General features: G+C 60.4%; 15 protein-coding genes. 9 read left to right on the top strand and 6 right to left on the bottom strand.

The annotated features are described in order from the left end of the window. Positions 1–107: 107 nt before the first annotated feature. A complete protein-coding gene (locus tag PMI11_RS26315; RefSeq protein ID WP_007823380.1) occupies positions 108–8,603 on the top strand; it encodes a GH36-type glycosyl hydrolase domain-containing protein in 8,496 nt (2,831 codons plus the stop codon). A 64-nt stretch (positions 8,604–8,667) separates the two neighbouring features. Here the strand turns inward: PMI11_RS26315 and PMI11_RS26320 are convergent, their stop codons facing one another. From PMI11_RS26320 to PMI11_RS26340, 5 genes are all read right to left on the bottom strand, one after another. Further along, the gene (locus PMI11_RS26320) at positions 8,668–9,726 is read right to left on the bottom strand and encodes an adenylate/guanylate cyclase domain-containing protein (RefSeq protein ID WP_037072191.1); all 1,059 of its coding nucleotides are present in this window, start codon (positions 9,724–9,726) and stop codon (positions 8,668–8,670) included. Positions 9,727–9,814: 88 nt separating this feature from the next. Next, on the bottom strand, positions 9,815–10,261 hold the full coding sequence (locus tag PMI11_RS26325; protein WP_007823384.1) for an SRPBCC family protein: 447 nt from the start codon (positions 10,259–10,261) through the stop codon (positions 9,815–9,817). 188 nt (positions 10,262–10,449) lie between these two features. Next, positions 10,450–10,818 carry a c-type cytochrome gene (locus tag PMI11_RS26330; RefSeq protein WP_007823386.1) on the bottom strand — a complete coding sequence of 123 codons (369 nt, stop codon included), beginning with the start codon at positions 10,816–10,818 and terminating at the stop codon, positions 10,450–10,452. 4 nt (positions 10,819–10,822) lie between these two features. After that, positions 10,823–11,365, bottom strand: coding sequence for a GXWXG domain-containing protein (locus PMI11_RS26335; RefSeq protein WP_051034654.1), 543 nt, complete (start codon positions 11,363–11,365; stop codon positions 10,823–10,825). Between the two features lie 243 nt (positions 11,366–11,608). Further along, the gene (locus tag PMI11_RS26340) at positions 11,609–12,025 is read right to left on the bottom strand and encodes a DUF2000 domain-containing protein (protein WP_007823390.1); all 417 of its coding nucleotides are present in this window, start codon (positions 12,023–12,025) and stop codon (positions 11,609–11,611) included. Between the two features lie 132 nt (positions 12,026–12,157). On the opposite strand from PMI11_RS26340, the gene PMI11_RS26345 reads away from it, so the two are divergent. Then, complete coding sequence (locus PMI11_RS26345) at positions 12,158–12,625, top strand: Lrp/AsnC family transcriptional regulator (protein WP_007823392.1); 468 nt, start codon at positions 12,158–12,160, stop codon at positions 12,623–12,625. A 185-nt stretch (positions 12,626–12,810) separates the two neighbouring features. Here the strand turns inward: PMI11_RS26345 and PMI11_RS26350 are convergent, their stop codons facing one another. Continuing rightward, positions 12,811–13,056 carry a hypothetical protein gene (locus PMI11_RS26350; RefSeq protein ID WP_007823394.1) on the bottom strand — a complete coding sequence of 82 codons (246 nt, stop codon included), beginning with the start codon at positions 13,054–13,056 and terminating at the stop codon, positions 12,811–12,813. A 515-nt stretch (positions 13,057–13,571) separates the two neighbouring features. Here PMI11_RS26350 and PMI11_RS26355 point away from each other — a divergent pair. From PMI11_RS26355 to PMI11_RS26385, 7 genes are all read left to right on the top strand, one after another. Then, complete coding sequence (locus tag PMI11_RS26355) at positions 13,572–14,984, top strand: PD40 domain-containing protein (RefSeq protein ID WP_007823401.1); 1,413 nt, start codon at positions 13,572–13,574, stop codon at positions 14,982–14,984. 547 nt (positions 14,985–15,531) lie between these two features. Further along, a complete protein-coding gene (locus tag PMI11_RS26360; protein WP_007823403.1) occupies positions 15,532–17,226 on the top strand; it encodes an ABC transporter substrate-binding protein in 1,695 nt (564 codons plus the stop codon). 19 nt (positions 17,227–17,245) lie between these two features. Beyond that, the gene (locus tag PMI11_RS26365; RefSeq protein WP_007823406.1) at positions 17,246–18,226 is read left to right on the top strand and encodes an ABC transporter permease; all 981 of its coding nucleotides are present in this window, start codon (positions 17,246–17,248) and stop codon (positions 18,224–18,226) included. After that, positions 18,226–19,128 carry an ABC transporter permease gene (locus PMI11_RS26370; RefSeq protein ID WP_007823408.1) on the top strand — a complete coding sequence of 301 codons (903 nt, stop codon included), beginning with the start codon at positions 18,226–18,228 and terminating at the stop codon, positions 19,126–19,128. The genes PMI11_RS26365 and PMI11_RS26370 overlap by 1 nt, the downstream gene beginning before the upstream one ends. Continuing rightward, positions 19,125–19,940 (top strand): ABC transporter ATP-binding protein, encoded by an 816-nt coding sequence (locus PMI11_RS26375; RefSeq protein WP_007823409.1) that lies wholly within the window; start codon positions 19,125–19,127, stop codon positions 19,938–19,940. Before PMI11_RS26370 ends, PMI11_RS26375 begins: the two co-directional genes overlap by 4 nt. Beyond that, on the top strand, positions 19,937–20,863 hold the full coding sequence (locus PMI11_RS26380) for an ABC transporter ATP-binding protein (protein ID WP_007823410.1): 927 nt from the start codon (positions 19,937–19,939) through the stop codon (positions 20,861–20,863). Before PMI11_RS26375 ends, PMI11_RS26380 begins: the two co-directional genes overlap by 4 nt. A 13-nt stretch (positions 20,864–20,876) precedes the next feature. Beyond that, positions 20,877–21,347, top strand: a complete 471-nt coding sequence (locus tag PMI11_RS26385; protein ID WP_007823411.1) for a GNAT family N-acetyltransferase — start codon at positions 20,877–20,879, stop codon at positions 21,345–21,347. Positions 21,348–21,375: the final 28 nt, after the last annotated feature.

The raw sequence follows: 21,375 nt of genomic DNA on the forward strand, positions 1-21,375 counted from the left end.
CTCAAAAGCAATGAAGATGCCCAATTCGAAACGCTCGTGCCCCTTCTCGCATCCAGTTCTGCAAGAATGCATCGGCCGGACACGAACTCAGTAGAAGAGAAAACACCATGTCCTCTCAAAATATTACGGGCGCTTCGGGCGCGAATGTTCATGCTACCGCCGCTGATCCCGATTTCGGTATCCGCGCCACTCTCCTGTCGAATGATCAACTGAGGGTAAAGGCCGCGCAGTTTGCGGAAAACCGCGCCCTTGACGTGGCGAGTTTCAAGAATTTCGATTTCTTCCAGCGTCACCGGGAGAACGAAGCCGAGATCCTTAGGGTCTATCGCGCTGCTGCAAAGGATGTCGATGCGGGCGAGAGCATTACACCGGCGACCGAATGGCTGCTCGACAACCACTACATCGTCGAGGAAGCCATCCAGGAAGTCCGTCGTGACTTTCCGAAGAAATTCTATCGCGAACTGCGCAAGATCAAGCTTGACGGAACGGAAGTGCCGCGCACGCTGGCGCTTGCCTGGCTCTACATGGCGCATGCCCATAGCAATATCAGCAATGCTGGTATGGCCGCGGTCACGGAAGGCTTCCAGGACAGGGAGACGCTGCGCATCGGCGAACTCTGGGCGCTGCCATCGCTCGTCCGTTACGTGCTCATCGACAACCTTCGCCATGTTGCGACGCATGTCGACAAGAGCCGCGAAATGCGCACCAGCGCCAATGCAGCGGCCACCCAGGCGATTGCGCTCGGTGATGCCGGGTCCGCCGGTTTCCTGGAGACGCTGGTCGCCAATCTCGACGATACGACCTTCGTCACCCAGCTGCATTATCGCCTGCGTAACGCGCTGGAGCCGACCGAAGCTGCGCTGAGCTGGCTCGAGGCCAAGCTCGCGGCAAAGGGGAGCGATGCCGAAACGGTGATGTCGGCCGAGCAGGTGCGTCTTGGCGCGGCCAATACGCTGATGGGCAGCATCATCAAGAGCCTGCGCGAGATAAACGACACCGACTGGTCCGAATGGGTCGAAGAGGTCAGCACGATCGACAAGCTGCTCTGGCAGCAGACGGATTATGCCGAGCTCGATTCCGGCTCCCGCAACAGCTACCGCCGCCAGATCGAAAAGCTTGCCAAGCGCTCCGACAAGACGGAAATGGATATCGCCGAGGCGGCCGTGCGCCTGGCTGACCGCGCAAAGGCAGGAAGCCAGGACCCATCTTCCTCCGCCGGCAATGTCGGCTATTATTTCGTCGGCAACGGGCGTCCGGCGCTGGAGACTGAAATCGGCTTCCGACCGACGCTTGGCCTGCGGTTCATGCGCGTAATCCGCGAGCTGAACTGGCTGGCGATCTCCGTGCCGGTTCTGCTGCTGACGCTGCTGGCGCTGGTCATCACGGATGCGATTTTTGTGGATGCCGGCATGCCGCTTTTCGCGACGATCGTTTTGCTGCTGATGTTCGCGCTTCCCGCATCAGAGGGAGCGACCGGTCTCTTCAACTTCTTCGCCACCTTCTTCATCACGCCCGACCGTCTGGTCGGCTACGAATTCAAGAAGGGCCTACCGGCAGACGCCCGCACGCTCGTCACCATCCCCTGCCTGATCGGCAAGCGCGAGCATGTCGATGAACTCGTCCGCAATCTCGAGGTCCATTATCTCGCCAATGCGCGCGGTGAAATCTATTACGCGCTTTTGAGCGATTGGCCGGATGCACAGGAGGAACAGAGTGCCCGCGATCTCGAAGTGCTCGACTACGCATTGAGCAAGATCGCCAATCTGGAGGCACGTTACGCCGAGGACGGCAAGCAGCGCTTCTATCTGCTGCATCGCCGCCGCCAATATAATCCCGCCGAAGGCGCCTGGATGGGCTGGGAGCGCAAGCGCGGCAAGCTGCATGAACTCAACACGCTGCTGCGCGGCGAGCCGAACACGAGTTTCCTGCCGGGCGCCGATATTGTGCCGCAGGACGTGAAATATGTCATGACGCTCGACAGCGACACGCGCGTCGTCCGCGACACTGTGACCAAGCTTGTCGGCAAGCTGCATCATCCGATCAATCGCCCGGTCTTCGACGCCAGGAAACAGCGGGTCGTCGATGGCTATGGCGTGCTTCAGCCCCGTGTGACGCCGTCGCTGACGACAGGCAAGGATGCATCGACCTTCCAGCGTGTCTTCTCGGTCAACCGCGGCCTCGATCCTTATGTCTTTGCCGTCTCCGACGTCTATCAGGACATCACCGGCGAAGGCACCTTCACCGGCAAAGGTCTTTATCACGTCGATGCCTTCGAAGCGTCACTGAAGGGACGGATCAAGGAAAACTCGGTTCTCAGCCACGACCTGCTTGAAGGCTCGATGGCGCGTTGCGCGCTGGTGACGGATTGTGAACTGGTCGAGGACTTTCCGATCCGCTACGAAGTGGAAGTCTCGCGCCAGCATCGCTGGGCGCGTGGCGACTGGCAGCTTCTGCCTTACATCTTCGACGATCGCCGTGGCGTCACTGCACTCGGCTGCTGGAAGATGTTCGACAACCTGCGTCGCTCGCTGACGCCGATCGCCTGGTTCCTGGCATCCGTGCTCGGCTGGTACTGGATGGATCCGCTCGGTGCGCTCATCTGGCAGATCCTGCTGATCTTCAGCCTGTTCGTCGCACCGACCCTGTCGCTGATCAACGGCATCATCCCGCGCACCAGCGACATCATCCTGCAGGCCCATCTGCATACTGTCTGGAAAGATATCGAGAATGCCAACGCCCAGGTGGCGATGCGCATCGTCTTCATCGCCGACACCGCCTGCGTCATGGCCGACGCCATTATCCGCTCGCTCTACCGCCTGTTCGTCAGCCGCAAGCTGATGCTGCAGTGGCGCACCGCCGCAAGCGCCCAGGCCATGGCGCAGACGACCATCCTCGGCCATTACAAAGTCATGTGGCGGGCTCCGGTGCTCGCCATCCTGGCATTGCTTTTCGTCATTTCCTCCGGCGACAGCGCCTGGATGGTCGGCCTTCCCTTCGTTATTTTGTGGGTCCTCTCGCCGGCTATCGCTTGGACGGTCAGCCAGACGGCGGAAACTGAGGACCGGCTCGATGTGCCCGACAATGTCCGCAACGAATTGCGCAAGATCGCAAGACGCACCTGGCGGTATTTTGACCATTTCGTGGTTCCCGGCCAGCATTACTTGCCGCCGGACAACGTTCAGCAGACGCCGCATGCCGTCGTCGCCATGCGTACCTCGCCGACCAATATCGGCGTCTACCTTCTGTCGGTGATTTCGGCACGTCGTTTCGGCTGGATTTCCTTCGAAGATGCGGTCAAACGCATCGAGCAAACGATCGAAACCGTCGACAGGCTTGAGAAATATCGCGGCCATCTCTTCAACTGGTATCATACCGACACGCTGAAGCCGCTCGGCCGCCGATATGTGTCATCGGTCGACAGCGGTAATTTTGCCGGCCATCTGATTGCGGTGTCGTCTGCCTGCCGCATCTGGGCGCAGGCTCCGCTTGCCCACATTCACACCGATCTCGATGGCATTGGCGATGTCGCAGCCATTCTTCGCGAGGTGCTGAACGAGCTTCGAGAAGAAGACAAGTCGGTCCGATCCCTTCACGATCGCCTCGATGGCCGGATCGCCGATCTCGAAACGGCGGTTGCCACCGGCAAGCGGGAGAGAGAATTCTCCTCCGGCCTGATCGAGCGATTTGCCGGACAGGCCCGCGAAATCCGCGAACTTGCTGGCAGCCTCGACCGCGAAGTGAAGACGGCGCAAAGCGATGAGGTCGTGCAATGGGCCGAAAAGCTCGTGGCTACCTGCGAGCTTCATCAGACCGACAAGGCTTTCGATGCTTCACAGGTGGATGCCATCAGCGAAAGGCTGGCCCGCGTCGGCAATCGCGCCCGCGAAATTGCTTTCGACATGGACTTCAGCTTCCTCTACCGCCCCGAGCGCCGGCTGCTGTCGATCGGCTTTCGGGTCGAGACGGAAGAAGTGGATGCGGCCTGCTACGATCTGCTTGCTTCGGAAGCACGTCTGACCAGTCTCTTTTCCGTCGCCAAGGGCGACCTGCCGACGGAGCACTGGTACAAGCTCGGCCGTCACGTCGTTCCGGTCGGCCCGCGCGGCGCGCTGGTCTCCTGGTCCGGTTCGATGTTCGAATATCTGATGCCGCCGCTCGTCATGCAGGAGCGCAGCGGTGGTGTTCTGAACCAGACCAACAATCTGATCGTTCTCGAGCAGATGAACTATGCCCGCAAGCTCGGCACTCCCTGGGGCATCTCGGAAGCGGCCTTCAATGCTCGCGACCACCAGATGAACTATCTGTACAGCAATTTCGGCGTGCCGACGCTCGGCCTGAAGCGCGGCCTCGGCCAGAATGCCGTCATCGCGCCCTATGCCTCGCTGCTGGCGAGCCAGTACAACCCGGTCGCCGCCCTCGAAAATCTCAACAGGCTGCGGACCCTTGGTGCGCTCGGCATGTACGGTTTCCATGATGCCGTCGATTTCACGCCGAACCGCGTGCCGGAAGGCAAGCAGTGCGCAGTGGTCTATAACTACTATGCGCACCATCACGGCATGTCGATTGCGGCCGTTGCCAACGTCGCCTTCGACGGCATGCTGCGCGAACTCTTCCACGCCGATCCCGTCATCGAGGCGGCCGAGCTGCTGCTGCAGGAAAAGGCACCGCGCGACATTCCGGTCATGGCGGCCAAGCACGAGACCGATGCGCCTGCCACCATCCAGGGCGACCTTATGCGTCCGGAAGTGCGCCGCCTCGAAGATCCGGCATCGCGCGAGCGCGAACTGCTGCTGCTGTCCAACGGCCGCTACTCGACCATGTTGACGGCCACCGGCTCCGGCTACAGCCGCTGGAGGAACCTGTCGATCAACCGGTGGCGGGCCGATCCAACGGAAGATCGCTGGGGCTCCTTCGTCTTCATGAGGGATACGGCATCCAACGAATGGTGGTCCGCAACGGCCGAGCCGCGCTCGATCGCCAACGAGCATGTCCGCGTCAGCTTCAGCGACGACAAGGCCGAATTCATCAAGACCGTCGGCGAGCTGACGAGCGAAATGGAAGTCTTCGTCGCGAGCGATCGCGATGCGGAAGGCCGTCGCCTGACGATCACCAATACCGGCACGCAGGATCGCGTCATCGAAGTGACCTCCTACATGGAGCCGGTCGGCACGCTCGACGTCGTCGATACGGGTCACCCGGTGTTTGCCCGCATGTTCCTCAAGACCGAAATCGCCGCAGCCGGCGATGCGATCGTCGTCGAACGCCAGAAGCGTGGATTGACCGATCCCGAGATCGCGATTGCGCAGCTTATCGTCGATACTTCGGGCGAAAGTGGTCCAACACAGTATGAAACGGATCGTATGCGCTTCCTCGGCCGGGGACGGACGCTGACCGAAGCCGCCGCCTTCGATGCCGGCGTGCAGCTGTCGGGCACCGACGGCTTCACAATGGATGCCTGCGTGTCGCTGCGCCGTACGCTTCGTGTGCCAGCCGGCGAGAAGGTCAGTGTGACCTTCTGGACCATTGCGGCCGCCGATCGCACTGAACTCGACGCGGCGTTGGAGCACTACCGCCAGCCGGAAAGCTTCGCCCAGGGTCTCATTCAGGCCTGGACGAGAACGCAGACCCAGCTGCGCCAGATCGGCGTCAATTCCAAGGAAGCCGCCGCCTACCAGCGCTTTGCGCGCTACATTATCTATCCCGACATGGCACTGCGGGCCGACAACAAGCTGGTTCGCGAGGGTCTGAAATCACAGGCCGTGCTCTGGGGGGCAACGCTGTCAGGCGACGCACCGCTGATGACGCTGCGCATCACCGACGAACTCGGCACGGATCTCGTCAAGGAGCTGCTGCGCGCTCAGGGTCTCCTGCAGGCCCGTGGCGTCGAGGTCGATCTCGTGATCTTCAACGAGCGCACCGGCGAGGCGGCTGCGGAAATGCAGCGCACGATCGACCAGCTCTGCGATGCGGCGCGTCATGCCAGCGAAATTGCCGGCATCCAGCGCAATATCTATGTGCTGCGGAAGGACCTGACGACACCGGAAGCCTATAGCGCCATTATCGCCGCCTCGCGCGTTGTTCTGCGCGGCCGCGAGGGTAGCCTGATCGACCAGCTGCAGAAGGCTCGTTCCGTCGCCGGGTCACCCGCGCTGCTCGGCCAGTGGGGCGATTCCACATTGGTGCCGAGGATGGTCCGAGGCCTGGCCTCGCCGGAACCGGTTGACGGAAGCGATCTCGCCTTCTGGAACGGCTATGGCGGCTTTGCGGCCGATGGCAGCGAATATGTCGTACGCCTGTCGGGCGGCGAGCAGACGCCGCAGCCGTGGGTCAACATCATGGCCAATGACAGTTTCGGCTTCCATGTTTCGGCCGAAGGTGCTGCCTTCACCTGGAGCCAGAACTCCCGCGACCACCAGCTGACACCCTGGACCAATGACACAGTCACCAACCGGCCGGGCGAGGCCTTCTACCTGAAGGATCTCGACCGCGGCTCGGTCATCGTGCCCTATGCGTCTCTGGCGCAGCGCTCAGATACGCGCTTCGAAGCCCGTCATGGCCTCGGCTACTCTGTCTTCTCGACGGTTCAGGACGAGATCGCCCTGGAGGTCACGCAGACCCTGCATATGCAGAAGTCGATCAAGCTGACGCAGCTGCGCATCCGCAATGATGCGGGCGAGGCACGCAAGCTGCGTCTTTACGGCTATGCCGAATGGATCCTCGGCAACAACCCGACGAAGAGCAAACCCTTCATCATCTCCAGCTACGACAGCGCGAGCGGGGCGGTCTTCGCGAGCAATCCGTTCAGCGTGAGCTTCGGGACGCGTGTCGCGGCATTTGCGGCAAGCGAAACGCCGTCGAGCGTTTCCACCAGCCGTCGCGAATTCATCGGCCGACACGGAACGATCCAGCAGCCGCGCACCGTCTCGGCGGGCTCGCGTCTCTCTAACGCTTTGGATCTCGATGGTGATCCGGCAGCCGCCATGGCCTTCGATCTGACGATCGGGCCCGGCGAGGTACGCGACATCTGCTTCTATATGGGCGATGCTGCCTCGCAGGAAGAAGCCGCTGCTCTGATTGCTGAGATCCGCTCCGGCAGCTTCGAAGAGGTTCTCGGTCAGACCCGTGACTTCTGGAAGAACTTTACCGGCAAGACGCGGGTTTCGACGCCGGATCAGCGCCTCGATTTCATGGTCAACAGCTGGCTGCCCTATCAGACCTACGGCTGCCGTATCATGGCCCGCACCGCCTTCTACCAGTCGAGCGGCGCGTGGAACCTGCGCGACCAGCTGCAGGATTCGCTGGCCTTCCTGCTGCACTCGCCAGAGATCGCCCGTAAGCAAATCCTCAATACCGGCAGGCGCCAGTTCCCGGAAGGCGACTTCCAGCACTGGTGGCTGGCTGACAGCGGCGCCGGCGTTCGCACGAACATCTCCGACGATCCGGTCTGGCTTGCCTATGCGGTCGATCAGTATTGCACGGCGACTGGGGACAGCGCGATCATGGACGAGATACTGCCCTTCGTCGAAGGCGCACAGCTCAGCCCCGGCCAGTATGACGCCTTCTTGCAGCCGCGTGTTTCCGACACGACCGCATCGCTCTATGAGCATGCCGCTCTCGGTCTCGATCTCGCGATCAAACGTACCGGCGTCAACGGCCTGCCGCTGATGATGAGCGGTGACTGGTGCGACAAGATGGACCGCGTCGGCATGGCCGGCCGCGGCGAAAGCGTCTGGCTCGGCTGGTTCCTGGCCGGTGCGTTGCGTCGCTTCATCGCCTATGCCGAAGCTCGTGGCGACACCCGGCGCGCCAGCCACTGGACCGCACATCTGGAAAAGCTCAAGAGCGCGATCGAAACGGCTGGCTGGGACGGCGAATATTATCGCCGTGGCTACTATGATAACGGTGCGCCACTTGGCTCCAGCCAGTCCGAAGAGGATAAGATCGACTCAATCGCTCAGTCCTGGAGCGTGCTGTCGGGCGAGGGCAATCCGGAACGCAGCGAGATGGCGATGACGGCCGTCCTCGACAAGCTCGTCGATGAAGAGGGCAAGTTCATCCGCCTGCTGACACCGCCCTTCGTCAAGCCGGTCAACGATCCCGGCGTGATCAAGGCCTATCCGCCTGGCGTTCGCGAAAACGGTGGGCAGTATACCCATGCTGCCACCTGGGCGGTCCTCGCTCTCGCCCGCATGGGTCGCGCCGAAGACGCTTGGCGGGCCTTCGAGATGCTGAATCCGATCAATCATTCGCTCGATAAATCGTCTGCGGACGTCTATCGCATCGAGCCTTATGTGATCGCCGGCGACGTCTATGGCGAAGGTGCGCTCAAGGGCCGTGGCGGCTGGAGCTGGTATACCGGTTCGGCCGGCTGGCTCTACCGTGTGGCAGTCGAGGGCATCCTCGGCATCCGCTCGGAGCATGGCCGCCTGCACGTCAAGCCGGTCCTGCCGGCCGGCTGGAACGGCTTCTCCGCCGAACTCGATCTGCCGAGCGGGAAATATCAGGTTTCCGTCTCAAAGGTGGACGCGGATCGGTGCTCTGTGACGATCAACGGCACGGCGCTCGACGATTTGAGCGAGGGCTATCTGCTAGCAGCCAAATGAGAGCTCACTGCCGGGGCAGATTGACTGGTGTCACTGTCCCGGCGATTGCCGCGACCTGCGTCGCTCAAGCCCTTGGCAAAGTGAAGACAGTGCAGGGATCGGCGATGCCGCGTAACCGATGTTCGCCCAGAGGGACCAGTTGCGTCGCAACCTCCGCAGCGAGCGCGCCTGATATGAGCACACGATGACCAAGGGACTTGCAGAGCCCCTCCAGCCGGCTGACCAGATTGACTGCGGGGCCGATTGCGGTGAAGTCCAGCCGGTCGGCCGCACCGATATTGCCCCAGAGCATTTCACCAAAATGCAGCGCCATGCCGAAGGGTAGCGGCGGCAGGCCTTGTGCTTGCCGCGCGGTGTCGAGATGGGCCATGCCGGCACGGGCGGCCGCGACGGCGCGTAGCGACGCTTCGCAAGCCTCACCGGGCGTTCCGGTAACGGGAAAGATCGCCAGAACACCGTCACCAATGAACTTCAGCACCTCACCCCCGAAAGCATGTACTGCGCCTGCAACACGATCGAACCAGGCGTCGAGAGTGGTGATCATGAGAGAGGGCTCGGTTGCTTCGGAGAGGGCCGTGAAATCGCGCAGGTCAGCACAGAGCAAAGCGGCGCGAATGGTTTCACCGCTGCTACGGCCGAGCGCTCCGGCCTGCACCTGCGCAGCGCTGCGTTTACCGAGATAGGCCTCTAGAAGGGTTGTCAGTGCCGTTCGTGCGGTCAGAGCCGCCAAGGGTGCCACTGCAAAGCGTGCGGCCTGGTGCAGCCGGTTCGCCTCGTCCGGATCGAACGAGCGGGATCCGGCCCAGCCCAATATCGGACTGTCGGAGCCTCGGCCGGTTTTTTCTTCGTATACTGGCCCAAGCGCGGTAAGCCAGTCGCCCGCAGCCTTGTTGAGCAAGCTGCCGGCAAAGTCGAGCGCCTCAATGACGGCGCCAGTCTCCGCCCGCCACAACCAGGTGCGGCGCGCAATGATCGGATGTGGAACGGCAAGCGTAAGGGCTCCGCCGGCGAGCGGCAAACCGTCGGCAAGCAACTGGCGGCCAAGCTCGGCTATGAAGTGTTCGGGGCCGGACGAGGCGCCGGCCTCATCGATCAGCCATGCGAGGTGGGCGGGCAAATCCATGCCTCGATCATGCCATAGCGGTCACCTGATGTCAGCCAAACGTCGCTTTCCTCGGGAATTCAGCTTCTCTTTCAAACGAGAAGCTTGGTCATTTCTTGCCGTAGAAGGGATCGGGTCCTGGGTCGCGTCCGGCCGCCACGGTGCTCAGCCGGCCAAGGTAGTGAGCCCAGCCCTCGGCATGGCCGGCGCATTGCTCGGCATTGGGCAAGCCGGTATGCGTCAGACGCAGGAGCGTTCCATCGGGCTGTTCGATCAGATCGATCTCGACCAGGCTCGAGCCCGGCGGCACTACCTCGCTGCCATCCCAGCCGAAGCTATAGGCCAGGCGATGGACCGGTACCACTTCGCGGAAAGAGCCGCGCGCGAAACGTGCCCCGGTCACGTTGACGAGATAGAGCCCGCCGGGCTGCGGCTCGATCTCTGCTTCCGTCCCCATCCAGCGGAGGATCTTTTCCGGATCCGTCAGCAGGGCGAACACGGCCGCAGGCGGCGCTGAAAGATGCGTTTCGCGGCGAACGACGAGGGCCTCTTGCATCGCTTTCTCCCAAGTTTGGTCCGCGCCGACCGAGGGCACGACGCGGTATACTGAACTAGAGGGAAGATCACTCGCAGCAAGGGTGTCATGCGTTGCCAGCGCTTGAATTGCGGAAGGCGTTCAATCTGCGAATTCACGTTGAGGAGGCGACAGAGCTCTAATAGGCCTGCTGCCCTCCGCCGGCGCTACTACGGATTTGCCTTCAGGAAGGCGATGAGGTCGTCGATTTCGAAGCTCCAGAGTCCCCAGAAGCGCATCTTTGTGCCGGGGATTTTTCCGCTCGGGCTTGTCAGAAATTCCGCAAGTTCATGCTCGTTCCACACAAGCCCGTCTTCGCCGGCTTTCTTCAAGGCGGGTGAGTAGGCGTAATCGTCTATGACAGCTGCCCGCCGTCCCACGATACCCTTCAGAGAGGGGCCGAATGTACTCCTGGCGTCATCGTTGATGTGACATGAAGAACAGGCCCGGAAAGTTCTCGCGCCACGATCCGCATCAGCGGCGAAACCGTTGCCCGCAACCGAAGCTGCCGTGATCGCCCATGCGATTGTTCTCAACATCGTTCTAGGCCTGAGCGTCGATCTTCGTGAGTTTGAAGAAGAACCGCCTTCCGTCGTCGCGCACGCACATCATCCCAGCCAGCGTATTTTCATCCACCCGCCTAAAGTGGTCGACGATCGGCTGCTCGTTGTAGACCATTGCAGCGCTTGCGATGTGCTCGAATGTCCGAACCTCCAGTGCGGCTGTCGTGCCTCGCGCGCGGAATGCCTTCTGAAGATACGAAAACGTGGTCCGGGCGAAGGCGGTCCGTCCGAATGGCGCCAGCTTGATCGCGAACCCGATAGGGACGAAGCGTGGATCGATGGCCACGAGCCGTGCCGGATGCCACTGAAAGAGCAGGGCGTCGGCCCGCATGTCAGGATGAAAGCGCTTGCCGAACCATCGCAGGTTTTCGAGGACGCCATCGAGCGGATGTCCCGATGGAACGCCGGCGCCTCGCCATAATCCGACCATCTCAACGGGCTTCACGGGCTCCAGCGACTGGAACCAGACCGTCATATCTTTCTGTACGTCCGCTTGCACGGGCTCACCTTCTCCCACGATCACATCAGGAACGAAGTAGCGATTGCCAGTGAAGATTCCGAGACCCAATTGGATATCTCTGTGCGGAACCTTCAAAGTCGATGCTGGATATCTGCTCTTACCTGCCGTCGGCCTGTATCGCCACTAACGCCGACACCCATGCGGTATTTAACACCAGAGCTCACGGCACCGCGTCGTAGCCGCCTCGCCGGAAGGACGGTCGCTCCCTGAGGCGATCGAAGTTGGTACCTGTGCTTGCTCGGCGATCTAGCGCAGCAATTTCAGGGAACCAGTCAGCGACCTCACCCATTTCGCCGGCCCTGCAAGGCCCAGCCCATCGATCTCTTCTTCGCTCAAGTCCCTGTCCGGGAAACTGCGCTGATAATCAGTATAATCGTGCAGTGACCGCGCAAAGGCGGGAAACGGTACGATGGCATGTTCCTCCGGCTGGTTCAGCGCCTTCAACATGATCTGGCGGATAATCTGTCCGTCGGCCTGCAGAATCGGGACAGGTCGGTTGGAGACGATATCGGTGGTCCTTCCGGCATGGTCGCTGAGCCTTTCGGCGCCGAGAAGCGGCATCTTGGCGCCCATGCCTATGCCGATGGCGCTGACGGTGTTTGCAATAAGGGCTGGCGGGAGTTTGGGATCGACGACAATGGCAATGCGGATATCTGAGAGCATGGAAAAGACCTGAGATTGCGATGGCCACAGCCTAAGCGATCACCGCTGAAGGATCTTATCTTACATTGCCGTTCAGTGCAGATATTTGGTAGGCTTTACCCAGTTGATGCAATTTTTGGGTAGATATTGCCGATGACGACATTTGAGCCCGTTGAGCTGAAAATTCTCTCAAGCCTACAGGCTGAGGGGCGGCTGACAAATCAGGAACTGTCCGAGCGCGTCGGCATGTCGACGTCTCCTTGTTGGCGAAAGGTGCGCCAACTTGAAGAGACAGGTGTGATCCGGGGTTACCGGGCCGATCTCAACCGGCGTAAACTCGGGCTTGGAGTCCTTGCCTTTATCCGGGTGAAGATCGATGGCCATAACGAGGCGGAGGCGGACGCCTTTGCCGCCGAAGTTGCACGGTTGCGGGAGGTTGTTGCCTGCTACAGCATTGCCGGAGACTCGGATTTTCTGCTGCAGGTCGTCTCTCCTGATCTCGATTCCTATGCCGATTTCGCCATGTCGGTCGTGCGCCGTCTGCCGCGCATCAAGGAAATGCAGACCACGTTCGTTCTTAAGGAAATCAAACCGTTCGAAGGGTTTCCGGTAGGTCTTTAAGAGGCTGATCTGAGCCGACAGTCTTTGAAAAAGCCGCCCAGCACATGCCGGACGGCTGATTGTCCTGAAAAGCAAGCCATCATGGCTTCAATATAGGCCGGATCAAAAAATCACATTTCAACAAATTCAGTCTGGCTGACGGCGCTTGCGCCAAACTTTTCGCGACGCACAATAAGTATGACAATTTAGCTTTCACGGCGGTGGCCTACGGCTGGTGGGTGATTTGCCGGCTCCATATCAAAGGCATGGGCAAGGTGGGTCTCGAACTGATCCATTCTTTCAGGAGCTGTGATGGCCAGCGTGAGCGCGGCACGAAGCCTAGGTTCCAGCTCATGAATGCTTACAGGAATGAGTGGCGTCCAGTACGTGCCAAGAGGCACCCTGTCGAAGTCTGCTTCTTGCCATGACGTATCGATCGGCAAATTGGTCATCGCCGTCATCCTTCTTTTTGGGTTGGGATGTTCTTATTGTGTTCATTGTCGGAGGAATCAAGGACGACGTTTCGGAAATGCTAAAATGCCATTTTGACGAACATAACTGAAAGCATGCCTTTCGGCCTATCGATGAGGTTGAGACTGCGTGACGGCATCATAGAATTGCGCGAAAATCAGCCGCGACTGGAGCGGCAGCGCCTCTCAGGGCGCGGGCGACAGTGATGCTTCCCGTCGACCGAGTTACCCGGAATTTCCCAATTCAGGCAATCGGGCGCCAAACCCGCCAAAGTTGCTCTGAATTCCGAGTGATCAGGCCTGGTTCCTGCGAACTGTCCCCTTCTCGTCGGGCTACTTCGGGTGAAGGCTTTGCCTGAAACGGCAATTCATGATAAACTTATGCGAGCAAGATTGTCTTTCTGTTGCCTGCTAGTAGCGGCGACGCCTGTTGAGCAATATCACCCCAGAATTGCGTTGCCGCCCAGTCTTTGCCACAGCAAACCGGGAGAAGCATCATGAGGCATGAGAAAATCATAGGAACCAACCGCCCAGACCACTTGGTCGGCAGCGTCTATTCCGATGACATCGTCGCGAAGAAAGGCGACGATGTCATCAATGCGCTGGGGGGCGACGACAGCATCAACGGCGGAGGGGGCTACGACACGGCGGTGTTCTCCGGGTCCGTCACAGACTACAGCTTTCAATGGTTGAGCGACGGCCGTCTTCAGGTTTCGGGACCGGACGGGGTCGATCTGCTTACGGGCATCGAGGCGCTGCAGATCGGCACCGATACCTATGGCGTCCCGGCAGGCGTGACCTTCACGCTGGTCAAGGGGTCTCCCGTTCCGCCGGGCGACGTGTTGCCAGGCGGGATTTCCGACAATGGCAAGGTACTGTCCTTCAGCGAGTTCAGCCCCGATTTTACCTCAAGCAAGGTCTTCCTTTGGTCTCATGGGCAGCCGCATGAAATTGCCAGCGCCGCCGACCATTTCGTCATAGCGGGGCCTGTCTCCGGCAACGGACGCTTTGTCGCCTATACCGAGGCCGATCTGGACATCACGACGACAGACACCTTCGTCCTCGATCGGAAAACCGGTAGCCTGACCAACATTACACAAGGAGCGGATGGCATCAGCTCCATCACCTCCTTCTCAGACGATGGACGGATTGCGGCTCTTGACAGCGCGGCGACCAACCTCGCGCCGGACACCAATGGCACTACGCAGGACGTGCTGATCTACGACCGGGGCCACGGCGGCAGCTTCGTGAACATCACGAACGGCGCAGACGGCGGCAGCTTCAGCCCGGCCCTGTCCGGCGACGGCAAGACCGTGGCGTTCCATAGCTTTGCTACCAATCTCGTCCCCGGCGAGTCTGATGATAATGGTCAAGGCGATATCTTCGTGTTCGATCGCACAACCGGGAAGATGGACAACATCACGCATGGAGGAAACGGGTTCAGCGGTGCTCCAGTGCTCTCGGAACATGGCAACATGGTCGCCTTCTCTAGCGATGCGACCAACCTGGTGGCGGGCGAGACTGATTCGAATGGAAATACCGACATCTTCATCTTCAATCAGAAGACCGGCACCATGGACAACATCACACACGGTGCCAACGGAACTTCCTTAGGGGCGTCCATTTCCGACGATGGTCGCTACGTGACCTTCGCCAGCAACGCGACCAACCTCGTGTCCGGCGAAGCCGATCTGAACGGGAGCACGGTCGACGTCTTTGTGTACGACACCCATACCGGCAAGATGGCGAATCTCACGTCCGGAGCCAATGGCGATAGCGTCGGCGCTGCCATTTCGGGCGACGGGTCGACGGTGGAACTCGCTACATATGCCACGAACCTGGCCCCAGGCAGCCAAAGCGGTTTCCTGAATACCGTCGTCGCGGACCTGGGGGACTACTGGTTCGCCTGATCGTCGTTCGCGAGAGATTGAAAGCCTTCTTGGGCTGCGTCAAGGCAACGCTGAACATCCGGTTCCAATACAGGTTCGGACCTAGGTGCCTGAACCACGGCCGACTAGCGGACGTACGGTTTGCACCCATTCGCTTGACTGCCGACTCCTCGCGGTCGTTGCGTGTCGTCGGGGCTTCCGCTCGCCGTCCGGTAGAACCTTGAAGCCAGCGTCTCTAGCGACGTTCACGAAGGCGCTCCTTGAGCGCCAGTCGGTATCTTGCGAACTCCTGCCCGAGTTTTCGAACGCAACTTTCCAAATTCCGGGGCGGAGGGAAATTGCAAGCGTCGCGGGCGATGGGACGATCGATCTGCATGAAACTCGGTTTTCAAGTCGTTTGAAGCGGTTGGCCAATTATTGGTTTCAAAATGGCCAGTTTTCCCTTCGTTTGGCCAATACCTCATTTCATTTTTCATTTCCACCCGATTGACCGGATCGGAAATCTTGCGCTAGCTTGATTAAATCAATTTGATTGACTCTAAAAAATAACAACTAAGGGAACGTGAAAATGGGACTGGATAAGAGCGTATTCCGCAGTGTTTCCGCGCGTGCCGGCTGGGCGGGGACGACCGCCTTGCTGGCGGTGATGGCGTTTGGCGCGTCGGCTACTTCGGCCGCCGAAGCCGTGCTGACGATGCATATCGAAGAGCAGACGAGCTGGGTGCAGAACTTCAATCCGTTCGATCTTGCCGGCCGCCGGCAGAGCACCATGGATTTCATCTATGAGCCGCTCGTCATCTTCAACGCACAGGACGGCGGCAAGCCTGTCTGGCGCCTTGCCACGAACTACAAGTTTTCCGACGACATGAAGTCGATCACCTATGAACTGCGCCCGGGCGTGAAGTGGTCGGACGGTCAGCCGCTGACGTCCGCCGACGTGAAATATACGATCGATCTGATGTTGAAGAATGCCGCGCTCGATACCGTTGGCGTCGGTGAAACAGTGGCATCCGTCGAGGCGCCGTCGCCGACCGAGGTGGCGATCAAGCTCAAGGCCGTCAATTCCGACTTCCCAGAAACGCTGGCCGACCTCGCCGTCGTTCCCGAGCATGTCTGGAGGGATGTCTCCGATCCGGTGGCGTTCAAGAACGAGAAGCCGGTTGGCTCGGGTCCGATGACGGAGGTGCGCCGCTTCACACCGCAAGTTTATGAGCAGTGCCGCAACCCGAACTATTGGGATGCCGCCTCTTTACATGTCGATTGCCTGCGCCTGCCGCAGATTTCCGGCAATGACCAGATGCTCGCGATCCTGCCCGAGGGCAATATGGACTGGATCGGCTCCTTCATTCCCGAGATCGACAAGACATTCGTGGCGCTCGACGCCGAACATAACGGCTATTGGCAGCCGCCGGCCGAAACCGTCGCCTTCCAGATGAACTTCAAGACCAAGGACGAGGGCAATCTAGAAGCCTATAAGGACCTCAACTTCCGCCACGCCTTCAGCCTCGCAATGGATCGCAAGTCGATGGTCGATATTGCCGGCTTCGGCTATCCCGTTGTCAACGAGCACGCCTCCGGTCTGCCGCCGCGTTTTGAAGGCTGGCGCAACAAGGCGGCTGAGGGCGACAAGGACGCCTTCATGGGCCTGGATACCGACAAGGCCAACAAGATCCTCGACGATGCCGGCTACAAGAAGGGTTCAGACGGTTTCCGCACGACCCCCAGCGGCAAGCCGATCGCTTTTCCGATCATCGTCCCAAACGGCTGGACGGACTGGATCGACGCCGTGCAGATCGCTGTTGAAGGCCTACGTGCGGCCGGCATCAATGCCTCGGTTGCTACCCCCGAATACGAACAATGGCGCAAACAGATTCTCGACGGCAGCTTCGAGGTGGTCATGAACTCGCGCGCCGATGGCGCTACACCGTTCCGCGGCTATTACCAGAACCTCTCGACGGCCTATGGCGGTCGCATCACCGGCGCTCCCTCGCGCTACTCGGATCCGAAGCTGGACGCGCTCTTCGATCAATATCTGAAGGCGACATCGGATGAGGATCACAAGAAGATCTTCGACGATATCCAGCTGCTGGTTGCCGATGACTTCCCGGTTGTGCCCGTCTTCAACGGACCGACCTGGTATCAGTTTTCCAGCAAGCGCTTCACCGGCTGGGTCACCGACAAGGATCCGGTCATGAACCCGGAAGATCATGACAACAACCGGATGCGCCTTATGCATCTCCTGCGCCTGAAGCCGGTCCAATAAGACCGGCGAGGGAAGGGATATGCGTGTTTCCGGACGGCGCCTCGGCGTTTATGCAGTCGCCCTGGCGTTCGCCATCGTGATGAATTTCATTCTTCCCCGGCTCATGCCGGGGACACCCGTCGATGCGATGGTCGCCCAGCTCGGCCCGCGGGCCACACCCGCAGCCGTTGAGGCGATCAAGGTTCGCTTCGGCGCCGTCGATCAGCCGATGCTTCTGCAATTCGTCGATTATCTGAAGGGGCTTGCGACCTTCGATCTCGGCGTCTCGGTCAAATATTATCCCCAGACCGTCGTCCAGGTTCTCGGCCGCTCGACGATCTGGACCATTTTCCTCGTCGTGACCGCCATCATCTTTTCGCTCTGCATCGGCGTCGTGCTTGGCGCTGTCTCGGCATGGCGGCGCGGTGGCCGTTTCGACACGATCGTCTCGCCGCTATCGGTCATCATGATCTCCGTGCCGCCTGTCATCATCGCGCTGACGACGCTTTTCGTCTTCGGCGTCTCGCTGCGCTGGTTTCCAGTCGGTTACGCCTATGACCCCAATCTCGATCCTGCGTTCAACTTCACCTTTGCCGGCAGCGTCTTCATGCACGCCATCCTGCCGGTGCTGACGCTGTCGCCTTTCCTGATCGGTGAATTCCAGACGACAATGCGTTCGTCGATGATCTCGATCCTCGGCGAGGACTATGTGACGATGGCTCGCGCCAAGGGTCTCAGCCATCTTAACGTGATGTTCGGCTATGGCGCGCGCAACGCCATGCTTCCTGTCCTGACAAACCTTGCCCTCATGCTTGGCGCTGTCTTCGGCGGTTCGATCGTTACCGAGATCGTCTTCAATTACCCTGGGCTCGGCCTGACGCTCTATACGGCGAGCATTGCCCGCGATTATCCGGTCATCCAGGGGCAGCTACTTCTGATGACGCTCGCAACCCTCGGGGCTAACTTCCTCGTCGACATCATTTACGGGTTTATCGACCCCCGACTGCGGGATGCTGTGTAATGGGCTTCACGCTGAGATCCATCCTTCGCCAGAAGAAGGCCGTCGCCGGCCTCATCATTGTTGTCGCTCTCTGGCTCATGGCGCTATCTGCACCGATCATCGCGCCCGGCGAACCAGGCGCCCGTGTCGGCCGCTCTCACCAGCCTCCGTCCATCGAGCATGTGCTCGGCACGACGAAGATGGGCCGCGACGTCTATCGCCAGTTCGTCTGGGGTGCGCGCAGTTCGCTCACCGTCGGTTTTGCAACGGGCATTGCGATCACCGTGATCGGCACCGCCATCGGCCTCGTCGCCGGCTATGTCGGCGGCAAGACGGATGCCGCCCTTGATCTCGCAACAAACGCGGTACTCGTTGTTCCGAACATGCCGCTCTTGATCCTGCTTGCCTCTTTTGCCGGCACGGTCGGGCCGATGACGATCATGACGATCATCGCCCTGACCTCGTGGCCGTGGGGTGCCCGCATGACACGGTCGCAGACGATGGCGCTGCGCAATCGCGATTTCGTCACCGCATCGAAAATGATTGGCGAGCCTGCCTGGCGGATCATCTTCGTGGAGATCCTGCCGAACCTCACACCGCTGATCGGTATCAACCTTGTCGGCAGCATCATCTATGCGATCGTCGCGCAGACGACGCTCGAATATCTCGGCTTCGGCGATCCGTTAAAAGTATCCTGGGGCACGATGCTCTATAATGCCCAGAACGCTTCGGCGATCATGGTCGGCGCCTGGTGGGATGTCGGTGTCCCGGCGATCGGCATTGCGGTAACAGGCCTCGGGCTTGCGCTTCTCAACTTCACCTTCGACGAGATCGCCAATCCGCAGCTTCGCTCCGGGCCGGCGCTGTCGCGCTGGTTCCGCCTGACCCGAGCCCGCAACCGTCAATTGGAGGCCGGCCGATGAGCGACAATCTCTTAGAAATCGAAAGGCTCAACGTCGACTACCTGCTTGACAAGGGCGAGTTCCGCGCCGTCAAGGACGTGTCGTTCAGTATCGGTCGAGGCGAGATCTTTGGGCTGGCGGGTGAATCCGGTTGTGGCAAGAGCACCATCGCCTACGCCATCACCCGCCTTTCCAAGGCGCCGGCCTGGATAAGCGGCGGCAGCATCCGCATGGACGGGCAGGATCTGCTCAAAATGCCGGAGCGGGAGCTGCAGAGGATCCGCTGGAAGCGCATCGGCATGGTGTTTCAGAGCGCCATGAACTCGCTAAATCCTTTGATGCGCGTTGAGGCACAGTTCCACGATGTGCTTTACCGGCACACCGGCTGCTCGCGCCAGGAGTCACGGGCGCGCGGCGAGGAGATGTTCCGGCTCGTCGGCATACCGCCGCGGCGCATCAGTGACTATCCGCATCAGTTTTCCGGCGGCATGCGCCAGCGCATCGTCATTGCCATCTGCCTGGCGCTGAGGCCGGAGCTCATCATCATGGACGAGCCGACGACGGCACTCGATGTCGTCGTGCAGCGCGAGATCCTCGAACAGGTCGTCGATCTGCAGCGGACTTACGGTTTCTCGGTACTGTTCATCACCCACGACCTGCATCTGATGGCGCAGCTCTGCCAGCGTATCGGCATCATGCTGAAAGGCGAACTCGTCGAAGTCGGCGATGTCAGGCAGGTCAGCCAGGCACCGCTGCACGACTATACGCGCAAGCTCTGGAACGCCATTCCCCAGCTTCCGAGCAAGCCCCATCTTTCAGGAGCATTGGCATGAAGTCCGAGGTACATCCGTCCCCGGCCGGAGCCGTCATACGGCTTGAAGAGATCAGGCGCCAGTTCGGCCCAGTGCATGCGCTGAAGGGGGTCTCCTTCTCGCTCTTTCCCGGCCGTGCGCTGGCACTTGTTGGCGAATCCGGCTGCGGCAAGACGACCTGCGCCCGCATCATCGCGCGCCTCGACAGGCCGACCGGCGGCAAGCTGTTCTTTCACGGGCAGGATCTGACCGCCCAGGGGACGACAAAAGACGAGCGTCTTTATCGCAAGGACGTGCAAATGGTCTTTCAGGATCCGTTCTCGTCGCTCAACCCCGCCTTCACCGTCAGCCATCATCTTTCCCGGCCGCTGCAGCTTCACAGCCAGAACACGTCGCGGACCGACCTTGAGAATGGCATTGCGGGATTGCTGGAAAGCGTCGGCCTGGACCCGGCCGTGTCGAAACAGAAGTTTCCGCATGAGCTGTCGGGCGGCCAGCGGCAGCGCGTCAACATTGCCCGGGCACTTGCGGTATCGCCAAGCGTGCTTGTCGCCGACGAGCCGACCTCGATGCTCGATGTTTCCATCCGCAAGGACATCCTCGATCTGCTCGCCCGGGTGAAGCAGGAGAATGAACTGGCGATGCTTTACATCACCCATGACATTGCGACAGCGGCGCATGTGGCTGAAGAGATCGTCGTGATGTTTGCCGGTCAAATGGTCGAATGGGGCGACACCGAAACGGTGCTCTCCAGTCCGCGTCATCCCTATACCCAACTGCTGCTTTCCGCAGTGCCTGACGGAGGACGGCCCTTCGTTACCGGCGGCAGCGCGCGCTTCCTCGAACAGGCAGAGCGCGTCCGGTCACTCAGCCGCCCGGAATCCACCGTGATCGAGCAAATCGGTCCCAATCATTTCATGCGCGCGCTCGGCGCGCAGAGCTAACAGGACGTCTTTCATGGATTATCTCGTCAACCTGTCGACCCTTCCGCAGGACACAAAGTCACCCGACGCCATGGCGAAGGCAGGTGTCACCATCCGCCGGGCACTGCCGCCCGAACTGAAGCTGATTGTTCGCTGGATTGACGAGCATTTCGGCGAAGCCTGGGCAAGCGAGGCAACGGTTGCGATGACGCGGCAGCCGCCGACCTGCTTCATTGCAACGCGCGAAGGCAAGCTTGTCGGCTTTTCCTGCCACGAGGCGACCGCACCCGACTTCTTCGGCCCGACCGGTGTCGACGAGAGCCTGCGCGGGCTTGGCATCGGCAGGGCACTGCTCTTTGCCAGCCTCAATGACTTGAAAACCATGGGCTATGGCTACGCGATCATCGGGGATGTCGGCCCATCCGCCTTCTACGAGAAAGCCGTCGGCGCAACTGCGATCCCCGATTCCGCTCCCGGCATCTATGCCGGGATGCTCAAATCCTGATTTCGACAATACGAATAGAAAGAAACGA

It is taken from the genome of Rhizobium sp. CF142 (assembly GCF_000281145.1).
Classification (GTDB): domain Bacteria; phylum Pseudomonadota; class Alphaproteobacteria; order Rhizobiales; family Rhizobiaceae; genus Rhizobium.